The organism is Nocardia sp. NPDC020380, assembly GCF_044386975.1.
In the GTDB taxonomy this organism is placed as follows: Bacteria; Actinomycetota; Actinomycetes; order Mycobacteriales; family Mycobacteriaceae; genus Nocardia.
Genome location: NZ_JBIRVQ010000008.1, coordinates 373,683 through 393,521 on the forward strand (window position 1 = coordinate 373,683; position 19,839 = coordinate 393,521).

At 68.3% G+C, this 19,839-nt stretch carries 16 protein-coding genes; 9 read left to right on the plus strand and 7 right to left on the minus strand.

All coding sequences use genetic code 11. From position 1 onward, the window contains the following. The first annotated feature begins 171 nt into the window (after window positions 1-171). Together ACH438_RS24210 and ACH438_RS24215 are read left to right on the plus strand one after the other, a co-directional pair. A complete protein-coding gene (locus tag ACH438_RS24210; RefSeq protein WP_397008870.1) occupies window positions 172-612 on the plus strand; it encodes a DUF4189 domain-containing protein in 441 nt (146 codons plus the stop codon). Between the two features lie 65 nt (window positions 613-677). Then, entirely contained in the window at window positions 678-1,826 is a 1,149-nt protein-coding gene (locus ACH438_RS24215) for a sensor histidine kinase (RefSeq protein WP_397008872.1), read from the plus strand. Here ACH438_RS24215 and ACH438_RS24220 read toward each other — a convergent pair. Next, window positions 1,821-2,468 (minus strand): response regulator, encoded by a 648-nt coding sequence (locus ACH438_RS24220; RefSeq protein ID WP_397008874.1) that lies wholly within the window; start codon window positions 2,466-2,468, stop codon window positions 1,821-1,823. The two genes, ACH438_RS24215 and ACH438_RS24220, sit on opposite strands and share 6 nt — an antisense overlap. Window positions 2,469-2,613: 145 nt before the next feature. Between ACH438_RS24220 and ACH438_RS24225 the strand changes: the two genes are divergently transcribed. The 3 genes from ACH438_RS24225 (at window position 2,614) to ACH438_RS24235 (ending at window position 5,465) form a co-directional block, all read left to right on the plus strand. Beyond that, window positions 2,614-3,795, plus strand: a complete 1,182-nt coding sequence (locus ACH438_RS24225; protein WP_397008876.1) for a glycosyltransferase 87 family protein — start codon at window positions 2,614-2,616, stop codon at window positions 3,793-3,795. A 21-nt stretch (window positions 3,796-3,816) separates the two neighbouring features. Continuing rightward, window positions 3,817-4,167, plus strand: coding sequence for a hypothetical protein (locus tag ACH438_RS24230; protein WP_397008878.1), 351 nt, complete (start codon window positions 3,817-3,819; stop codon window positions 4,165-4,167). 140 nt (window positions 4,168-4,307) lie between these two features. Continuing rightward, window positions 4,308-5,465 (plus strand): alpha/beta hydrolase, encoded by a 1,158-nt coding sequence (locus ACH438_RS24235; RefSeq protein ID WP_397008880.1) that lies wholly within the window; start codon window positions 4,308-4,310, stop codon window positions 5,463-5,465. Between the two features lies 1 nt (window position 5,466). On the opposite strand, the gene ACH438_RS24240 is transcribed toward ACH438_RS24235, so the two are convergent. Further along, window positions 5,467-9,147 carry an arabinosyltransferase domain-containing protein gene (locus ACH438_RS24240; RefSeq protein ID WP_397008882.1) on the minus strand — a complete coding sequence of 1,227 codons (3,681 nt, stop codon included), beginning with the start codon at window positions 9,145-9,147 and terminating at the stop codon, window positions 5,467-5,469. Between the two features lie 81 nt (window positions 9,148-9,228). Continuing rightward, window positions 9,229-10,758, minus strand: a complete 1,530-nt coding sequence (locus ACH438_RS24245; RefSeq protein WP_397008884.1) for an FAD-dependent monooxygenase — start codon at window positions 10,756-10,758, stop codon at window positions 9,229-9,231. Window positions 10,759-10,804: 46 nt separating this feature from the next. Between ACH438_RS24245 and ACH438_RS24250 the strand changes: the two genes are divergently transcribed. Together ACH438_RS24250 and ACH438_RS24255 are read left to right on the plus strand one after the other, a co-directional pair. Continuing rightward, complete coding sequence (locus tag ACH438_RS24250) at window positions 10,805-11,611, plus strand: TetR/AcrR family transcriptional regulator (protein WP_397008886.1); 807 nt, start codon at window positions 10,805-10,807, stop codon at window positions 11,609-11,611. A 156-nt stretch (window positions 11,612-11,767) separates the two neighbouring features. Continuing rightward, window positions 11,768-13,234 (plus strand): MFS transporter, encoded by a 1,467-nt coding sequence (locus tag ACH438_RS24255; RefSeq protein WP_397008888.1) that lies wholly within the window; start codon window positions 11,768-11,770, stop codon window positions 13,232-13,234. Here ACH438_RS24255 and ACH438_RS24260 read toward each other — a convergent pair. The 4 genes from ACH438_RS24260 to ACH438_RS24275 form a co-directional block, all read right to left on the minus strand. After that, window positions 13,227-14,246: an alpha/beta hydrolase gene (locus ACH438_RS24260; RefSeq protein ID WP_397008890.1), complete on the minus strand. Its 1,020-nt coding sequence runs from the start codon at window positions 14,244-14,246 to the stop codon at window positions 13,227-13,229. The two genes, ACH438_RS24255 and ACH438_RS24260, sit on opposite strands and share 8 nt — an antisense overlap. A gap of 135 nt (window positions 14,247-14,381) precedes the next feature. Beyond that, window positions 14,382-15,209, minus strand: a complete 828-nt coding sequence (locus tag ACH438_RS24265; protein WP_397008892.1) for an SAM-dependent methyltransferase — start codon at window positions 15,207-15,209, stop codon at window positions 14,382-14,384. Window positions 15,210-15,287: 78 nt separating this feature from the next. Beyond that, complete coding sequence (locus ACH438_RS24270) at window positions 15,288-15,722, minus strand: T6SS immunity protein Tdi1 domain-containing protein (RefSeq protein ID WP_397008894.1); 435 nt, start codon at window positions 15,720-15,722, stop codon at window positions 15,288-15,290. A 4-nt stretch (window positions 15,723-15,726) separates the two neighbouring features. Next, the gene (locus ACH438_RS24275) at window positions 15,727-16,539 is read right to left on the minus strand and encodes an IclR family transcriptional regulator (RefSeq protein ID WP_397008896.1); all 813 of its coding nucleotides are present in this window, start codon (window positions 16,537-16,539) and stop codon (window positions 15,727-15,729) included. Between the two features lie 65 nt (window positions 16,540-16,604). Between ACH438_RS24275 and hutH the strand changes: the two genes are divergently transcribed. Continuing rightward, a complete protein-coding gene (gene hutH, locus ACH438_RS24280; protein ID WP_397008898.1) occupies window positions 16,605-18,158 on the plus strand; it encodes a histidine ammonia-lyase in 1,554 nt (517 codons plus the stop codon). Beyond that, window positions 18,155-19,804: a urocanate hydratase gene (gene hutU / locus ACH438_RS24285; RefSeq protein ID WP_397008900.1), complete on the plus strand. Its 1,650-nt coding sequence runs from the start codon at window positions 18,155-18,157 to the stop codon at window positions 19,802-19,804. Before hutH ends, hutU begins: the two co-directional genes overlap by 4 nt. The last annotated feature ends 35 nt before the right edge of the window (window positions 19,805-19,839 follow it).

Consider the following 19,839-nt stretch of genomic DNA (forward strand, 5'->3'; position numbering starts at 1 on the left):
CCTTCGCCTGTCCGCCGGTCATTACGCGATTGTCCGGATTGTCGCTGCCGGCGCCGAGCGCGCGGTGTAGCGTCCGTACGGACGAGTCTTCAGCTACTGCTAGGCGAACCTGCTACTTCTTCGAACCGATTCGAAGTCGAGGACCGGTTCTCGAACAGGGAGAAGGCTTCGATGTCCGAGTCGCTGACAGGCAAGATCTTTCGAGCCTCCGCCGCCGTGGCGGCCACCACCGCGTTCCTGGCGGCAAGCATCGGCCCGGCGACCGCCGAGCCGGGCCCCGACGGTCACATGTACGGCGCCTACGCGGTGCCGGCCCTCCGGGGCGACGGATACCGAATCGGCGCCGGCTGGAACTATCCGGACCAGGGCGGCGCCGACGACCGCGCCGTCACCGAATGCGGCGGCGACAGCTGCGCGGTGGCCCTCCGCTTCATGGACGGCTGCGGCGCAATAGCGTTCCGCGGCAATCGGTTCGCCGGCGCCGCCGGCGCCACCCCCGATGAAGCCTCCCGCAACGCGATCAATGCGGTGGGCCCGCCCTGGCCCTCCTCCATCAGCGCCGACGCGGCCGATCCGGCCCAGGTGATCGGGCCGGATTGCAACGGCCGCTGAGGCCGGATCCGATTCGGAAGGGGCTTGGCGCAGTTCGGGAGCGGTGTGTCGTATTGTCGGCAGCTATGCGTCAGCAATCTGCGGTTCGATCGCCGGAGGCGGTGGTCACCGGTGCGCTGATCGTGGTTGCGGCACTGGATGTCTGGATTCTGCGCGGCCAGATGTCGCGGGCCGCGGTCGTCGTGTCGGGGCTCGGACTGCTGTGTTCGCCGGCGGCGCGGCGGTTTCCGGTCGCGGTGTTCGCCTGCAATCTGCCCGCGGTGGCGATTGGGTTGTCGCCGTTGGTGCCGGCGATCGCTGCGTACCACGTGGGCCGGTATACGAAACGGCCTCGGGTCGTGGGGGCCTGTCTGGTTATTGCGGTGGCGATTCTGGTCTGGCGGTCGCTGGATACCGAAACCCTGCTCTGGCGGCATTTCCCGGTCGATCCGGACGCACGGCCCGGGCTGCTGCTCAGTGATCTGATGCTCGATCTCATGTTCGCGTCGGCGCCGATCCTGCTGGGCCGGCTGGTCGCGTCGCGGCTCGAGGTGCAGGAGCGGCTGGCCGAGATCGTGCGCGGGCGGGCCGAGCGCGAGGAACTGCATACGCAGGCCGCGCTGGCCCGGGACCGCGCGCAGCTGGCGCGCGAGATGCACGATGTGGTGTCGCATCAGGTGAGCCTGATCGCGGTGCAGGCGGGGGCACTGGAGATGAACGCCCCCGATGCGCAGACCGAGCGGACCGCGGCCACCGTGCGTGAACTCAGCCGCAAGACCCTGGACGAGCTGCGCTACATGGTGACGGTGCTGCGGGCCTCCGGCACCGAGGCGAGCGGGCTGGCGCCGCAGCCGACCGTCACCCAGCTGCCCGCCTTGATCCGGGACAGCGGGCTCGACGTCTCGATCCGCGGGGAGCTGCCGACGGACCTGCCCGCCGCCGAGCAGCGCGCGATCTTTCGCACCGTTCAGGAGGGTCTCACCAATGTGCGCAAGTACGCGCCCGACGCGGCGGTGACGGTGGAGTTCGGCGGTGACCGGTCGGAAGTCAGTGTGGTAGTGCGCAATACGGCGGGCAGTGGTGGCGTATCGGGCCTGCCGAGCGGCGGTCACGGCCTGCGCGGGCTGCGGGAGCGGGCCGAACTGCTCGAGGGCACCCTGACCGCCGGGCCGCGCGCCGACGGCGGCTTCGGGCTCGAATTGCGCCTGCCCCGGGTGGCCGCGTCCGCCTCATGAAGCGTCGATGAGCCCGGCCCGCTGCGCGATGAGGGCCGCCTCGACCCGGCTGCCGACCGCCAGTTTCGCGAGGATCGCGCTGATGTCGTCCTTCACCGTGCCCACGCTGATGTGCACGGATTCGGCGATCTCGGGATTGGACCTGCCGCGTGCGGCCAGCACCAGTACCTGACGCTCGCGTTCGGTCAGTTGCGCGATCGCGTCGACCGCCCGCGCGTCGGCGCCGGAGGCCGCGAACCCGGTGATGACCGAGCGCGCCACCCTGGGGGAGAGCACGACCCCGCCCGCGGCCAGGGTCTTGACCAGGGTGGCCAGTTGCCGCGGATCGGTGTCCTTGAGCAGGAATCCGGCCGCGCCGAGTTGCAGGGCCTGCATGACGTATTCGTCGGAGTCGAATGTCGTGAGCACGGCCACGATGGGCGGCTGTTCCCGCTGTCGAATTTCGCGCAGAATCGTGAGTCCGTCGATGTGCGGCATCCGAATATCGAGCAGCACGACATCGGGCCGGTGCCGATCGATTTCCGCGAGCGCGGACACATCGTCCGCGGTGGCGACCACGTCGATATCCGGATCCTTGTGCAGGATCAGTTCGAAGCCCGATCGCACCAGCGCCTCGTCGTCGATCACGATTATTCGGATCATGATCGACAAGGGTAGCGTCGAGGTCCTCCGGAACACCCTGAACCTCGGGTCATGATCGCCGGCCCGCATTTCCGTAGGCTGATGGCTTGTGGATCAGGTGAGGGGTTTGGAGTTACGTTCGAGGGCAACGTTTTTCATGCTTTCGGTGAGTGCGGTAGCGGCGCTGATATTGGTTTTCGCGACGGTCGACCCGTGGCTGGACAAGGCGGGTTTTCTGGCCGGTGGGCTGGATGTGCACATCTATCGGGACGGTGCGTCGCGAATTCTGCACGGGCGGGCGCTGTATACGGAGCCGACGCTGGCGGGACTGCTGTACACCTACACGCCGTTCTCGGCCATTGCGTTCGTCCCGGTCCTGGTGGTTCCGGCGGCGTCGCTGACCGATGTGTGGATGCTGGTGAATCTGGGCGTGCTGTACGCCTGTGTGCTGCAGTCCTGGCGGATGCTGGGCTATCGGGTGACGGCCCGGCTGGCGGGCGCGGCCGCACTGCTCGCATTGTCGTGTGTCTTTCTCGAGCCGGTGCGAACCACCCTGTTCTACGGCCAGATCAATCTGGTGCTGATGCTGCTGATGCTGTGGGATTTCGGCCGGGCCCGCGACAGCACCCTGCGGGGTTTCGGGGCAGGGGTAGCGGCCGGGATCAAACTCGTCCCCGGCTATTTCATCGTGCAGTATCTGGCCCTGCGCCAATGGCGTTCGGCGGCCACCGCGACGGTGGTGTTGTGCGCCACCATCGCGCTGGCCTGGCTAGTGCTGCCCGGTGACTCACGGCAGTACTGGTTCTCGACATTCTTCGACTCCCAGCGCATCGCCGACGACAATGTCCCCGCCAACCAATCGATCCGCGGCGCGATCGCGCACCTGCTCGGCGGTCCGGCCCCGCTCGGTCTGTGGATCGTGGTGGCGGGTGTGGTCGCCGGAGCGAGCCTGGCGCTCACCGTGACCCTCTACCGCCGCGGCGAACGTCTCCTGGCCGTCACGGTCGCCGGTCTCACATCCTGTGCGGTATCCCCGTTCTCGTGGGGCCACCACTGGGTGTGGTTCGTTCCGCTGATCGTGCACTTCGTACATCGAGCCCAGACCCGGCGGTACTGGTGGATCGCGGTCTTCGGCACCGTCCTGGCAACGGGCGCCTGGGCCTACCGCTGGAACGACGACTACGCCTCGGTCGGCGTCTTCCTGCTACCGAAACCCTGGCATACGGAACCCATCCTGGAGAACGTCTACGTCCTCGTCTATGTCCTGGCGCTGGCGTACGCGGCGAGCGTGGCCCGCGAGTTCCGGGTGGTGTTGCCGCGTTCGGAGGACCGTGCCAGCCTGGTGTGAGATGCACCCGAGGAGGCAGCCGTGAAGCATTGGGCCGAGCTCGTTCCCTTGCGGGTCGCGGTCGAGTGCGCGGAGGGGCGGGCGGTCGATATCCGGTGGGCGCCGGATTCCGGTGCGCACAAGAAGTTCGAGTACGCGCGGGTGTTCCTGGTCGTGCCGGGGGTGGAGACGCAGCGCGTCTACCTGGATCTGGTGGACGGGAGGGATTGGGCGGCAATGGAATTGCCCGTCGAACTGGCCGCGGGTGAGTATGCCATCGACGTGGATGCCTATGGGAGCGCCAGCTGGGGGGACGGGCGGTTGGAGGGGCGCGGGCGGAGCGCGGTGTTCACGCTCGGGGCGCGTGCGGGCGGTGAGATCGCCGGGGGCTGAACGAGGTCGATCTTTTGGGGCGACGGGGTACCTGCCGCGCGTTATGCTGCACGGCGAGCGTCGCGGCCCTGTGCGCGTGGCGGTTTCGTGGGGAGACGCGGCTGCGGGTGGGCCGCACAAGAGAAAGGCCAAAACAGGATATGCGTGGCGTAGCTGTGCGAGGGGCGCAGGAGCGCTGTCACGGATCCCGGGGTGGATGGCTCAAACGAACGCTGGTCGGCGTCGTCGTGGCCGCGGTGCTGCCGTTCGGGGCGACGGTGGCGGGGCCGGCGGCGGCGGATGTCGATGCGGCGGGATTCGACTTCTGGGTCGATTCCAGCATGGGGGCGATCAAATCACGGATCTTCCGGGCGGCGGACGGCAATACCGATCGGGTCGTGTACCTGCTGGATGGTGAACGCGCTCAGGATGATTACAACGGCTGGGAATTGCACACCAGCATTCCGGCGGCGCTCACCAAATTCAATATCAATGTGGTCATGCCGGTCGGCGGCGAGTCCAGTTTCTACGCGGACTGGGATCAGCCGAGCAGCTTCGGCGGCAGCAATCCGGATCCCTCCTTGCTGCCGAGCCAGAACTCCGGATCGGCGGTCGCCGGATGGGACGAGAAGTCGGGCAAGACGTACACCTATGCCTGGGAGACGTTCCTGACCCGGAAACTGCGTGCCGCGCTGCGAGATCGCCTGGGCTTCAGCGATTCCCGTAACGGCGTGTTCGGCCTGTCGAGTGGCGGCAGTGCCGCGCTGCTCATGGCGGCTTACCATCCGGACCAGTTCGATTACGCCGGTTCGCTGTCCGGCTACCTGTACATGTCGGCGCCGGGCATGCGGGAAGCCCTGCGCATGGCCATGCTCGCGGCCGGTGGCTACAACATCGATTCGATGGCGGCCGCCGACAGCGACAAGTGGCGGCGGATGGACCCGTACGGTTTCGCGCCGCAACTGGTCGCCAACCACACCCGCCTCTACATCGCGGCGGGCAGTGCGATTCCGGCGCAACAGGATCTGTCCTCGGCGGACGCCGTGATCCAGGGCATGCCGCTGGAGGGGATCGCCCTGGCCAATACCAAGGCCTTCCAGTCGCGCCTGCAAGACCTGGGCGATGACAATGTCACCTACGACTTCCCGAGCATCGGCGTGCACAACTGGGGCAACTGGGAGCAGGTGGCCAACCGCATGCTGCCCGACCTGGCCCAGCACATCGGCAAGCCACTGCCCCCGGGCGCGCAACCGCCCGCCGGGCAGCAGCCGCCGGGTGGCGGACAGCCGCCCGCCGGTGGTCAGCCACCGCAGAACTGACCTACTTGACCTTGATCAGTCCGTCTCCGGCCCAGCCCCAGCGGTTTTCGACGCGCACGGTGAGCTGTGCCGCCGGGGCGGCCACGGCCGGGGTGAGGCGTTGCAGCTCACCCCAGTCGCGGGTCCAGTCGTGGTCGAGGTAGGCGGGGACAGTGTGCGGCTGGAGGAGCATGTTCATCCAGCCGAGCGGACCGCCATCGGCCTCGTCCTGCCAGGTCGCCGAGGCCTGGGCGTTCAGCTTGTCGGGGAGGATGCGCCAGGTCGGTAGCTGGGCTACGCCGTCCTTGTGATCGAGCGGGTGCTGGCACGGGAAGGCCAGGCCCACTTGGAAATCGGTGAGCACCGGGTCCTGGTCGCCGACCACCGAATTCAGCGTGGCGAGTCGCGGCAGGCGCGGCGGGACCACTGCCAGCCACTGCTTGCCGGTGAGCCCCGCGGTATCCGCGACGATCCGAATCGCATTGGTCTGCGCGGGAATCCGATCCAACGGAACAGGCAGGTTCCGCCAAGCCGGGGCTCCGCCGACGGTCGGCGGAGTCAGATCGCCGAGGGACTGGACGGTGCCGTCGTCGCCACGGTGGGCGAACTCGATTCGCAGATGATCACCGGAACTGTCCGGGTCATTGTCGCCGGCGAGCCGCCCGGCCACCGTCAGCAGGAGCAGCCGGTACGCGGAATCATGCTGGGCGGCAGCGAGATCCAGCCGATACCACTGGGTGGTGAGCCGGGCGGGCTGTGGATCGCCGGTCGTGGAGCTGCCCAGGACCGGCGTGCGCTTCGCATCCAAGCCGAACGGCAGCATCGCGGTGCTGCCATTGATCCCCGGCTCGGGTTTGGCAGTGCCACCCGGTCCGCCCGGATCGCCGCCGGGCGGGGGACCCGAATTCTGCTGATCGCCACCACCTCCCGCGCCGCCACCGCCGCCGGGCCCGCCCGCGTCCGGCGCGAGGCTGCCCACACCATTCGCCGTGAATCCGGTGTTCTCGGCGGCGAGCCCGTCGGCCGCCGTCCCGGTGTAGGGCTGCAGCAGCGAATCGGCCGTATTCGTCTCCACCAGAACGTCATCCGCCAGCGCACACGGATGCCCGGCGAGCGTACGGATATTCGACAATGCCACCGAGTACGCCGGGTACTGCACGTACGCGGCCTGCGCCATCGACCCCACTTCGAACACAACGAGCAGCGCTGCCGCAAGGGTCAGCGGCCGAATCGCGAATCGATCGAAAGGCCCTGTCGCCGTGCCGCTCCGGCGCTTCAGATACGGCTCGCGATAGTACTGACACACGGCGGCCAGCAGGCACAGCCCCGCCAGCACCAGGAACAATGTGGCGACGCTCTTCCCGGCCAGCATCGGCGCGCGGTCCGGCCACGCCATCCCGTACCCGGACACATACCACCACCCGCCCGACCCGGCGAAGCACACGCCCAGCAGGAACAGCACCGCCGCCGCGAACAGCGACCGGTTGTAGCGGGCGCGAATCCCATTGCTGCCCACCGCGACCGCGGTCACCGCGGCCAGCGCACCGGCCAGTCCGGCGTACACACCGAAGTGGTGGGTCCATTTGGTCGGCGTGAACATCATGAGCAGGAGCGACATGAACACGATGCCGAGCACCCGCGCGACCGGTCCGCGCGCGGCATCGGGAATCCGCCCGCCCTTGCGCAGTGCCACCGAAACGCAGGCGCCCAGGCACAACAGCATGCCCAGCACCCCGAACCGTCTGGTCAGCGACCCGTCCGGGGTCATCCCCAGCAGCGATTCCCAGCGTTGCGCCTCGTCGTACCACTGCAGATCGGGCCCGATCAGCTGCCGCACCCGCGTCGCCTCCAGCTCCGCGGCGAGGGTCTGATCGGCGAATACGACGACCAGCACGAGCACGCCCGCCGCCAGGATGGGTGCGGCCATTGCGCTGTAGCTCAACCAGTTTCGCCCCGGATAGCGCCGCGCACGGGCGATCGCGGTCTGCAGAATGGTCCGCGATCCGGCAATGAGCGCGGCCACGCAGATGAGCCCGCTCGGACCGGCCGCGAGCGAGAATGCCGCGATGAGCACCGCGACCGCCGCGGGCAGCAGGCGCCGGGTCGCGATCGCGCGCTCGATCGAGCACCAGGTGAGCAGCGCGCCCAGCGCGATGAACGGTTCCGGCCGCAGACCATTGTCGTAGGGCAGCCAGAACGCCAGGAACACCAGCGCCGCCGTCCACCGTGCCACGCCGCTGGCACGCACCCGGGCGCCCAAGCGCGGCAGCACTTCCCGGCTGATCACCCACCAGCACAGCACCGCGCACAGCAGCGCCGGCAGCCGCATCCACAGGCTGGCATCGCTGACCCGCGTCATCTGCGCGAGGATGTCGTCCGGCCACCCGAAGGGCGCCTCCGCCACGCCGAACCATCGGTAGTAGTTGGCGATATACCCCGCATGCCGCGATACCCGCGCCATGGTGAGGATGTACCCGTCATCGGAGGTATTCGCGCCGATCACATGCCAAATGCCCAGTGTGAGCAGCACGATCGCATCGGTGACGGTGAACCGCCACCAGCGCGCGGGCAGAAACCGCCGCGATCGCCGGCCATCGGTGGTGTCGAGCAGATGCAGGCAGAGCAACGCCACCAGCGTGCACAGCACCGCCGCGACGATCGCAGCCAGCTTCGGCACGCTCGGACTGGACGAGAATCGCGCATCCACTTCGGCGTGCAGGTGCGCATTCCCGAGTTTCTCGCGATCCAGATCGGTATAGACACCGACGATTTGCGGCCGTACATCCTTGTTCACCACGGTCCGGAACGGCGTCCCGTCCTGCCGGCTCATACCGGTCAGCTCGGCGGTGGTGGAGTCGGCGGTGGAGTGCACGACAAGTGCATCGCACGCCGGAGTGCCCCCGGACTCCGCCGTCGGCGCGCCCGGTTGTGGTGCGGCGCTGGGGGAAATGGCGGTGGACGGCGCTGTGGCGCCGGGCTGGGAGGTGCCTGGCGGAGGATTGGCGCCCGGCGGGGGAGTACTGCCAGGCGGGGGAGTAGTGCCTGGCGAGGGAGTGCTACCCGGCGCGGGAGTAGTGCCTGGCGGAGGAGTGCTACCCGGCGGAGGCGTAGTGCCTGGCGGGGGAGTACTGCCTGGCGGCGGAGTGGTTCCACCAGCAGGATTGTCTCCGGGCTGAATGTCGCCGCGCGGCTGAGTGTCGCCGGTGGGCGGGTTGTCGCCGCCCGGGGACAGGTCTCTGCTCGGTTTGCTGCCGGTGGCGGTGCCCGGTGCCTGGCCGGGGAAGGTGCTCAGGCCGGGCGCGGATATCGTTCCGGCGCCGGAGATTTCGGTGATCGACGCGGTGAGCAGCGGGGTATTGCGAAGCAGGACCGACAAGGTGCGGCCGCTGCCGGGTTTGTCCTCGATGCGGGCGATCAGGCCCTGGTCGGCGGCGCCCGGCGCATGGGCCGGGACCGTGGCGATCACGGTCCCGCTCTGCAGATCGCGGAGGACCGTGCAGGGAATGCTCAGGTCGAGGCCGAGCGGTGCGTAGTCGACCAGCGGCGCCGTGAGCTGGAGCGACTGCGGCTGCGGCCAATCGAGGCTCACCCGGTCCTGCCGGACCGGCAGTAGCGGCGTTGCTATGGCGAGCACGAAGCCGAGCACTCCGGAAAGGAGCGCGAGCAGCCGTAGTCGGAAAATTCCCCCAGAATTCTGACGCACGAACGCGATGCTATCCACCGCCGCCGGGAAAATTCGCGCGAAATATGTTTACCGGCACGGGATCAGCCGCGCCGCGCGCTGTTATCGCAGGTCGAGAATGCGGCCGACCGATTCGGCCAGGACCCGGGCGGGGTCGGCGGGCAGCTCGGGTGTCCGCCAGGCAATGATCTGATCCGGCCGGATCAGGATCGCGCCGGTGTTTTCGACACCGGCCGTCACACACCATTTCTCGTCCATCCGGAAATGTTCGAGTGTGGGTCGCACTTGTTCGGCGGCGTCCTTCCACACCACGCCGTCCGGCCCGGTGAGCAGGACGAAATCGGTACCGATGAGGTCGAGGGTGGAACGGCCGTCCGCGAGCCGGTAGTGCGGCACCCGTGTTCCGGGCTGTCCCGCCAGATCCAGTCGCGACATGGTGTGCGAACTCCCGTCGCCGATGACCGCACCCTGCTCGTAGCGCTGCCCGAGGATGAACGCGATGGGGTCGGCGAGCGGTGTGCCGTCGGTGGACTGCTGGTTCATGGTGCGCAGATTCCCGGTCCGGATGCTGGATTGGTCGGCGACGTACCAGCCGAGCGCATGCCGTTCGCGGTGATAGCTGTCGAGCAGTCCCGGCCCGCCGGTCCCGCGCAGGACCATGGCCAGTTTCCAGGCGAGATTGTGCGCGTCCCCGATGCCGGTATTGGCACCCGCGGCGGCGTAGGGCGTCATGACGTGCGCGGCGTCACCGGCCAGGAACACCCGTCCGGCCCGATAGCTGTCGGCCACGAACATGCCCGGCTCCCAGGGCATTACGCTCAGCACCTCGACCTCGATATCGGGCACGCCGATGGCGATGCGCAACGCGTCCGCCCATTCCGCGGCGGTCCGGTCGAGGCCGTCGCGCGCCATGAAGATCCAGCGCCGCGCGCCGTCGATGGAGGCGAAACCGCCCGGCACGCTGGAATTCTCGATCTGGCAGAGATTGAATTCCCGCCCGCGCACCAGTTCCGACAGGTCGGCGCGGAAGTACACGTTGACGGCCTGCCCGAGCGTGCCCCGCCCGCTGCGCTCGATCCCGAGGCGCCGCCGCACGGGACTGCCGGCCCCGTCCGCCGCGATCAGATAGTCCGCCCGCAGTAGTTCGGTGCTGCCGTCGGCACGGCGCAGCGTGGCTTCGATGCCGTCGGCGTCCTCCTCGAATTCGGTGAGTTCGACGCTGAATCGGATATCGCAGCCGCGGTCCTCGGCGATCCGCCGCAGCACCGGTTCGAGCAGATCCTGTGCGCAGAGGCAGGCGGTCGCGGGCGTAATGGCGTCCCAGTCGGGGAGGCCGCCGGGTAGCGCGTGCGGCAGCCGGGTGGCTTCGGCGAGGCTGGGCCCGGCGGCCATGAACTGGTAGTCGGCGAGGTCGCGGGCCGCGTCGAGGACGGCGTCGAAGATGCCGATCTGCTGGAACATCTCCATGGTCCGGATATTGATGCGCCGCGCTTTGGGTTGTGGCGAGGTGGTGTGCCGGCGTTCGACGAGCACGGTCCGCACGCCCTGGTGCTGCAGGAACAGGGCGGCGCTGAGCCCGGCCAGACCGCCGCCGACGATGAGAACGCGATGTGCGTGTACGTTGTACATCATGTGTACGTTGTACACGCATGCTTGAATCCTTGGCAAGGAGGTGCACGTGGAGGAAGCATCGCGTAGCGATTCGTTGAGGGGTGGCGGTCGGGCGACGGGTGGGCCCGAGGACGCATCGGCGCCGGGACCGCTCATCTGGTCGCTGCCCGAACCGCCGGGCCGGCCCACGACGACGCTGAGCCGCGGCGGCATCCTGGCCGCCGCCATGACGATCGCCGACGCCGAGGGCGCCCGTGCCCTCACCATGCGCCGGGTGGCCACCGCGGTCGGCGCGTCCACCCCCATGTCGCTGTACCGCTACGTCGGCAGCAAGGACGGCCTCGTCGATCTCATGATCGACGCCGTCTACGGGGAGATACCACTACCCGAACGCGACATCGCCGGGCGAAAGACGCCGGGCCACTGGCGGACCGAGCTCGAACAACTATCGCTGTCCTCCTGGTCGGTGATCCGGCGGCACCTCTGGTTCGGCGAACTGATCCACACCCGCCCGCCGTTCGGCCCGAATGCGCTGCGCTACTTCGATTTCCGCTTCGCCCTGCTGGAGGGCCTGAACCTGTCCGCCGACGACATGACCATGGTCACCGGCGCGGTCGACGGTCACCTGTTCGGCGCCGCGCTGCAATTGGCCGAGGAACTGCGCATGCGCGCCCGCTCGGGCCTGTACACCGAGGAGCAATTGGGCGCGGCCGCGGCGCCCGTGCTCGAAACCCTGCTCGCGGGCGACCGCTATCCGGCCTTCGCGCGCTGGTTGCACGCGCGCACGCTGACGGGTTCCGCCGACCCCATCGCGTGGACTCTCGCCTGTCTGCTGGACGGCATCGCCGACCGCCTGGGTTTGCCCAAGAGTTAGCCGCGATCACCCCGCCCGGTCCGCCGTTCCGGCGTGTTTCACCGCGCGGCGCGCGCAGCCAGCGCAAATGGCCGGAGACCAGGTCGCTTGCTGTGCAGACTGTTTGAGACAGGCGCGTGCGGGTAAGTCGGATCCAGAGGCGGACTGGGAGTCGGTATGGCGGAGGTGACCGGCGGTGCCGGTGTGATGCGGACACTGATTCCGGCGCGGATCGATCGCTTGCCGTGGTCGGCTTTTCATACCCGACTGGTGGTGGCGCTCGGGGTGGCGTGGGTGCTGGACGGCCTGGAGATCACCGTCGCCAGCGCCGTCGCGGATACCCTGACCAAACCGGAGACGCTGCACATGTCCTCGGCCGCGGTGGGTTTCATCGCGACCATCTACCTGATGGGTGAGGTGGTCGGCGCGCTGGTGTTCGGCAATCTGTCGGACCGGCTCGGCCGCCGCAAGCTGTTCCTGGTCACCCTCGGTATCTATCTGGTCGGCAGCGGCCTGACCGCGCTCACGCTGGGCAGTGGCGCCGGCTGGGTGGCGTTCCTGTATCTCACGCGATTCATCGCGGGCATGGGTATCGGCGGGGAGTACGCGGCGATCAATTCCGCCATCGACGAACTGATTCCGGCGAAGTATCGCGGCCGGGTGGATATCGCGGTGAACGGAACCTATTGGGCCGGTGCGATCATCGGCACACTGGGCACCTACATTCTGCTCAACCACATGAGCCTGTCGCTGGGCTGGCGGCTGGGCTTCCTGATCGGGCCGGTGCTGGGCCTGGTGATCCTGCTGGTACGGCGCAATCTGCCGGAGAGTCCGCGCTGGCAGATCATGCACGGCCGGGCCGAGGCGGCCGAGCAGTCCATCACGGCGATCGAGCACGAGGTGCGGGCGAGCGGGGTCGAACTGCCGCCGGTGGATCGCAGTCGCGCCATGGTGATCCGGCCCGCCGACAGCATCGGCTATCTGGCCCTGCTGCGCGTGCTGTTCCGGGAGTACCCGTCGCGGTCGATCCTGGGCGCGAGTCTGATGATCAGTCAGTCGTTCCTGTACAACGCGATCTTCTTCACCTACACACTGGTGCTGGGCAAGTTCTACGGGGTGCCGTCGGCGTCCACGCCGATCTACCTGATCGCGTTCGCGGTGGGAAATCTGGTGGGGCCCTTGGCCATCGGGCATCTGTTCGACACGCTCGGGCGGCGCACCATGATCTCGGGCACCTACATTTTGTCGGGGGTGCTGCTCACGATTTCGGCGGGCCTGTTCTACGCGGGCGTGCTGAACGCCATCACGCAGACCGCGTGCTGGTGCGTGATCTTCTTCTTCGCCTCGGCCGGCGCGAGTTCGGCGTATCTCACCGTGAGCGAGATCTTCCCGCTGGAAGTCCGGGCGAAGGCGATCGCCGTATTCTTCGCCATCGCACAGTGTTTCGGTTCCCTCGGCCCGACCATCTACGGCGCCCTCATCGGCGACGGCACCCATCCGGGCCGATTGTTCATCGGCTATCTGCTCGGCGCGGCCGTCATGGTCTTCGGCGGCGTCATCGCCCGGTTGCTCGCGGTCGACGCGGAGGGCAAGTCCCTGGAGGACATCGCCCTGCCGCTCTCGGCCGCCCCGAGCCTCAGTTAGCGATCGACCGCATCCAGTCGATGACCTGGGCCTGATACGCCTTGGTGTCGCGGGCGAGATTGATCGAGTGACCGCTGTTCGGCACGATGAACGTGCGCAGGCGGGCGGCGGGGGCGAAGTACGGCGCCTCGGTGGCATACAGCGTCCCTGCGTCGGCACAAGCGGAAAACCCTGCGCCACAACTCAATCGGTCGTGGTCACCGTCCACGATCATGACCGGGACATCGACGAGGCTCGACTCGCCCGGCAGGGTGGCCAGCAGGCCGTCCGGGTACTCGGTGAGCGAGAAGGTCTCCTTGGTCGCCTCGTCGAGGGCGACGACGTTCGGGTCGGCGTGACCCGGGTCGAAGAAGTCCGCCTCGCGGGTGCCGGGGCGCGTGGTGAGATAGCCGGGATCCACACCGCGCCCGGCGAATACGGGATCATCGGCCGCCGGGTAGTAGCTGGCGATGACGCCGAGCACGTCCGGCACGCTCAGCGCGTGGGAGTAGCCGGTCAGCAGCACACCGTCGACATCGTGATGAGCGATGTCCTCCATGATGGACGTACTGGAACTCAGTGAATGGCCGGCCGTGACGACCTTCGTGAAGGGTTGCGCGCCGGGCAGTCCGGCGCGGGCGGCCTGGACGATCACATGCAGCGCGTCCGCGGTGTCCTGCGCGGTCAGTGTCAGGCTGAAAGGCCTTGTGCTCGCGCCGTTTCCGAGCCGATCCGCGGTCAGTGTCGCGTACCCGGCGGCATTCATGGCCCGGCGGAAGTTGTAGATCTCCGGCTGATAGGACCAATCCCAATAAGTGGCGTTGTAATTGGAGCCCGACATCAGCACCATGACGGTGTCGGTCGGCCGGTCCGGCAGGCACAAGGTGCCGGCGATGGTGCCCTGCGGTACCGGGAACGTGACGGCCTGGCAGCCGCCGGACGGGCGGTCCGGATCGGCGTGCGCGACGACGGGGGTGAGGCACAGCAGGGTCGTGGCCGCGCAGGCGGCCAAGGTCCGGACCGAGATGGGCACGTTACGCGCTCCTTGCGTGTTCGCGTAGTTCAAAACGCTGGATTTTCAGCCACTTCGGAGGATCTGCATACCTGGCGGTGGTCGAGAGTCCGGCCATCGTCTGGCGAATGACGATACCGGACACGGGGATCCAGGTCAGGGCTTCCGGCCGACGGCCCCGAGCACCACCAGTCGCGTCTCGGGCAGCGGGCCGCCCCCGGTGAATCGGGTCTCGGGGAGTTCGTTGTTCACGAGCCAGTTCTGCACGATGCTCACGCCGGGCTCCACGATGTCGAAGCCGTCGAGGAGCGGCTTCACCTGTTCGGGTGACCGGAACTGAACCTGCGCAGGGCTGTTGATGAGATCGTTCGACGACTGCGTCATGAACATCTGATTGGTGTGGTCGGAGGCGTGGGTGAAGGCCACCAGGCTGCCCGGCGCCAGCTCGTCCCGGAAGCGGGCGAGGATCTCGGCCGGTTGTTCGTCGTCCATGACGAAATGCAGGACGCCGACGATCACGATGGCGACCGGCCGGTCGAAGTCGATGTCGTGTTCCTTGCGTGCGCGCTCGATGATCTCGTCCGGATTGCGGATGTCGGCCAGCATGGAACTCACGCCCGGTGCGCTGGTGAGCAGTGCGTTGGCGTGGGCGATGACGACCGGATCGAAGTCGATGTAGACGACCCGGGACTCGGGCCGGATGTCCTGTGCGACCTCGTGCACATTGGGCGAAATGGGAATGCCCGCACCGATATCCAGGAATTGCGTGATGCCGGCCTCGGCCGCCAATTCGACGGCCTTCAGCAGGAAGCGGCGGCTGAACCAAGCGGTGGCCTTGGTATCGGGGGCGACCTGCAGCATGCGCTCGGCCACGATGCGATCCGCCTCGTAGTTGTCCTGGCCGTCCAGCATGTAGTTGTAAACGCGAGCGGCATTCGGCTTGGTCGGATCCACACCGATCGGCGCCCGATTGCGCTTCGTCACCGCACCTCCCTGATTAATGCGTCGATCGTATGCCGGGATCGCGGTCTCCCGCGACGACTTGTGTGAGTCCCTCGAGACCTATTCGAGTCCGAGGGCTTGCGCTACCAGGTCGTAGAAGACCCAGACTCCACCGATCTGATAGGTGTCCGGGGTTTCCGTCCCGCCCAGGAAGGGGTACGGAGTCGCGATGTACACCTCGTTCTCGGCGAGCGGGCCGAGGCGGCGGCGGATTTCGGAAACATGCTGTGGCTGCAGGACATACGTCATGACGTCCGGTTCGAACAGGACGCGGTCGACGAATTGGGTGACTTCGGTGAAAGGTCCGTATTTCTTGACGCCGGGGCTGTACGGGTCGAAGACACCGTACTCACCGGTGCGGGTGCTCATCAGGAAGGCGTGACCGAGATCCGAATAGCCGACCACCGTGTCGAACTGCGGGTAGTGCTCCGCCCAGGCGGGCATGACCCGGTCGATGCGCTGGGATTCGATCAATCGGAAAGGAACACTGGTCACCGCGCTATCCAACCAGACCGGTCGGTGGGGGTGGACGGCCGCCGATGCTCACGGTCAGCGCCGCCGCGGTCGCTCGCACTGCGGCGGCCAATTCCGGCCAGGTTTCCCCACATTCGACGGATTCATCCGATTCGTCCGGACAGTAATGCCGCCGCGTGATGCTCAGCGCCGCGATCGGCCGCCCGCCGTGATCGAACACCGCCTCCGCCACCGTCGCGAAACCCGCGGTGACATAACCGTCTTCGACCGCCCAGCCGCGCGCCGCCTCGGCCCGCAGGGTGCGGCGCAGCGCGCGCAGATCGCGCGGCCCGCGCCGGGTCCGCATCGGGAAGGCTGCCGGGCCCGGGAACAGCGCCCGCACATGCGCCGGCGCGAGATGCCGCAGCATGGCCCGGCCCGTCGCGGTCAGATGCGCGGGCAGCCGCACCCCCACATCGGTGACCAGCGTCTGCGGCCGGGCCGGGCGCTGCTCGATCAGGTACAGCGATTCGTTCCCGTGCAGGATCCCGAGGTGCCCGGTCCAGCCGACCGCGTCCACCAGGGTGCGCAGCAACGGCGCGGCCACCCGCTCCAGCGGATCGTGGCGCAGATACGCCGACCCCAGTTCGAAGGCGCCCACGCCCAGCCCGTAGCGCCGCTCGGCCGCCAGATATGCCACGTATCCGGCCTGCTGCAACTCGTTGAGCAGCTGATATGTCGAGGACCGGGGTATGCCCAGCTCCCGGGCAATGGTCGCGGCGGGCACCGGACCCGGGCGCTGTGCCAGCAGATCCAGGATCCGCAGGCCGCGCCGCAGGGCCGGAATGTCACCGCTCATACTGTCTGAAATACCAGACGAAACCCCGTCGCGGGTGCTCGATACCGGCCGTCCGAGGCGCTGGAATGGTGCCCATGACAATCGGAACCCAGCGGGTACTGGTGGGTGCGGACCCGCTGACACTGTCCGAAGTGGTCGCGGTGGCGCGGCACGGGGCCGCGGTGGAACTCGCCCCGGTCGCCCTGGACCGGCTGGCCCAGGTGCGCCGCCACATCGACGAGCTGGCACACAGCGAGCGACCCGTCTACGGCGTCTCCACCGGATTCGGCGCGCTCGCGCTGCGGCACATTCCGCCGGAGCGGCGCACCGATCTGCAGCGCTCGCTCATCCGCTCGCACGCCGCCGGCGCGGGGACGCCGGTGGAGGCCGAGGTGGTGCGGGCCATGATGTTGTTGCGGTTGCGCACGCTCATGTCCGGTCATACGGGGGTGCGGCCCGAGACCGCGCAGGCGCTGGCCGGACTGCTGGACAGTGGACTGATTCCCGTTGTCCCCGAATACGGTTCGCTGGGTTGTTCCGGCGATCTGGCCCCGTTGGCCGCCGTGGCGCTGGCGCTCATGGGAGAAGGTTCGGTGCTCGGCCCGGAGGGGGAGTATCCGATCGCGCAGGCGCTGAAAGAGTTCGGGTTGACGCCGATCACACTGGCCGAGAAGGAGGGCCTGGCGCTCACCAACGGCACCGACGGCATGCTCGGAATGCTGGCGTTGGCCATCGCCGATCTGCACCGGCTCTTCGACCTCGCGGATCTGACCGCCGCCATGAGCGTGGAGGCGCAGCTGGGCACCGATCGAGTGTTCGCGGCCGATCTGCAGCAGCTGCGCCCGCATCCGGGGCAGGCCACCGCGGCGGCCAATATGCGTGCGGCGCTGGCCGGTTCGGAGATCGTGGCCAGTCACCGCGGGGAGGACTGCCCGCGGGTACAGGACGCGTATTCGCTGCGGTGCGCCCCGCAGGTGCACGGCGCCGCCCGCGACACGCTGACCCACGCCGAGACGGTCGCCGAGCGTGAATTGTCCTCGGCCATCGACAATCCCGTGGTGCTGGCCGACGGCCGGGTGGAATCCAACGGCAACTTCCACGGCGCACCCGTCGGCTACGTGCTGGACTTCCTGGCCATCGCGGTCGCGGATGTGGCGAGCATTGCCGAGCGGCGCACCGATCGCATGCTGGACGTGCACCGCTCGCACGGCCTGCCCGCCTTCCTGGCCGCCGATCCGGGCGTGGACTCCGGCTACATGATCGCCCAGTACACGCAGGCCGGCGTGGTGTCGGAGCTGAAGCGCTGCGCCGCACCGGCCTCGGTGGACTCGATTCCGTCCAGCGCCATGCAGGAGGACCATGTGTCCATGGGCTGGGCGGCCGCGCGCAAACTGCGCCGTTCCGTGGACGGGCTGACCACCGTGCTGGCCATCGAATTGCTCACCGCCGCACGGGCACTGGACTTTCGGGCGCCACTGCGGCCCGCGCCCGTCACCGGCGCGGTCCGGGATCTGGTGCGCGAGCGCGTACCGGGCCCGGGACCGGACCGGCATCTGGCGCCGGATATCGCGGCCGTGATCGAGCTGATCCGATCCGGCGCCGTCAATCACCTTCTCGACCAGGGGGTTTCACAATCATGACCCGAACCGTTCGCGCGGCCCGCGGCACCCAGCTGACCGCCCGCGGCTGGCAGACCGAAGCGGCACTGCGCATGCTGCACAACAACCTCGACCCGGAGGTCGCCGAGCGGCCCGAGGATCTCGTCGTCTACGGCGGCACCGGCAAGGCCGCCCGGGACTGGCCCAGTTTCGACGCCCTCACCCGCACCCTGACCGACCTGCGCGAGGACGAGACGCTACTGGTGCAGTCCGGCAAACCGGTCGGCGTGCTGCGCACCCACGAATGGGCGCCGCGGGTACTGCTCGCCAACTCGAATCTCGTACCGGACTGGGCGAACTGGCCGGAATTCCGGCGGCTGGAAAGCCTCGGCCTCACCATGTACGGCCAGATGACCGCCGGATCCTGGATCTACATCGGCACCCAGGGCATTCTGCAGGGCACCTACGAGACCTTCGCGGCGGTGGCCACCAAACGCTTCGGCGGCACCCTCGCCGGAACCCTCACCGTCACAGCGGGTCTGGGCGGCATGGGCGGCGCGCAGCCGCTCGCCGTCACCATGAACGGCGGCGTGGCGCTGTGTATCGAATGCGATCCCGAGCACGCGCAGCGCCGGGTGCAGACGCGCTACCTGGACGAGGTCGCCACCGACCTCGACGATGCGCTGCGGTGGGTGCAGGCCGCCAAGCGGGAACGGCGGGCGCTGTCGGTCGGGGTCATCGGCAATGCCGCCGAAGTGCTGCCGGAACTGCTGCGCCGCGAGGTCGAGGTGGACATCGTCACCGATCAGACCTCCGCGCACGACCCGCTCACCTACCTGCCGATCGGCATCGCGCTGGAGGACTGGGACGACTACGCGGCCAAGAAGCCCGACGAATTCACCAAGCGCGCACGGGATTCCATGGCCATCCACGTCGGCGCGATGGTGGGTTTCCTCGATCGCGGCGCCGAGGTGTTCGACTACGGCAACTCCCTGCGCGGCGAGGCGAAGCTGGCCGGTTATGAGCGCGCCTTCGACTTCCCCGGCTTCGTCCCCGCCTACATCCGGCCGCTGTTCTGCGAGGGCAAGGGCCCGTTCCGCTGGGTCGCGCTCTCCGGTGATCCGGCCGATATCGCGGCCACCGACCGCGCCATCCTGGACCTGTTCCCGGAGAACGAATCCCTGGCCCGCTGGATGCGCATGGCCGGCGAGCGGGTGGCCTTCCAGGGCCTGCCCGCCCGTATCTGCTGGCTCGGCTACGGCGAACGGCATGCCGCCGGCCTGCGATTCAACGAAATGGTCGCCAACGGCGAGGTGTCCGCCCCGATCGTCATCGGCCGCGACCACCTGGACTGCGGTTCGGTGGCCTCCCCCTACCGCGAGACCGAATCCATGGCCGACGGCTCCGACGCCATCGCCGACTGGCCCCTGCTGAACGCCTTGGTCAACACCGCCTCCGGAGCCAGCTGGGTGTCCATCCACCACGGCGGCGGCGTCGGCATGGGCCGCTCGATCCACGCCGGCCAGGTCACCGTCGCCGACGGGACGCCACTGGCCGCGCAGAAGATCGAGCGGGTGCTCACCAATGACCCCGGCATGGGCGTGCTGCGGCACGTCGACGCCGGTTACCCGGAAGCCGACGCGGTGGCGAAGCACCGTGACGTGCGGATACCTATGTGGGACAGGTGAATCGGTGGAGTCTGCGAATGGCAACGCCTCGACCC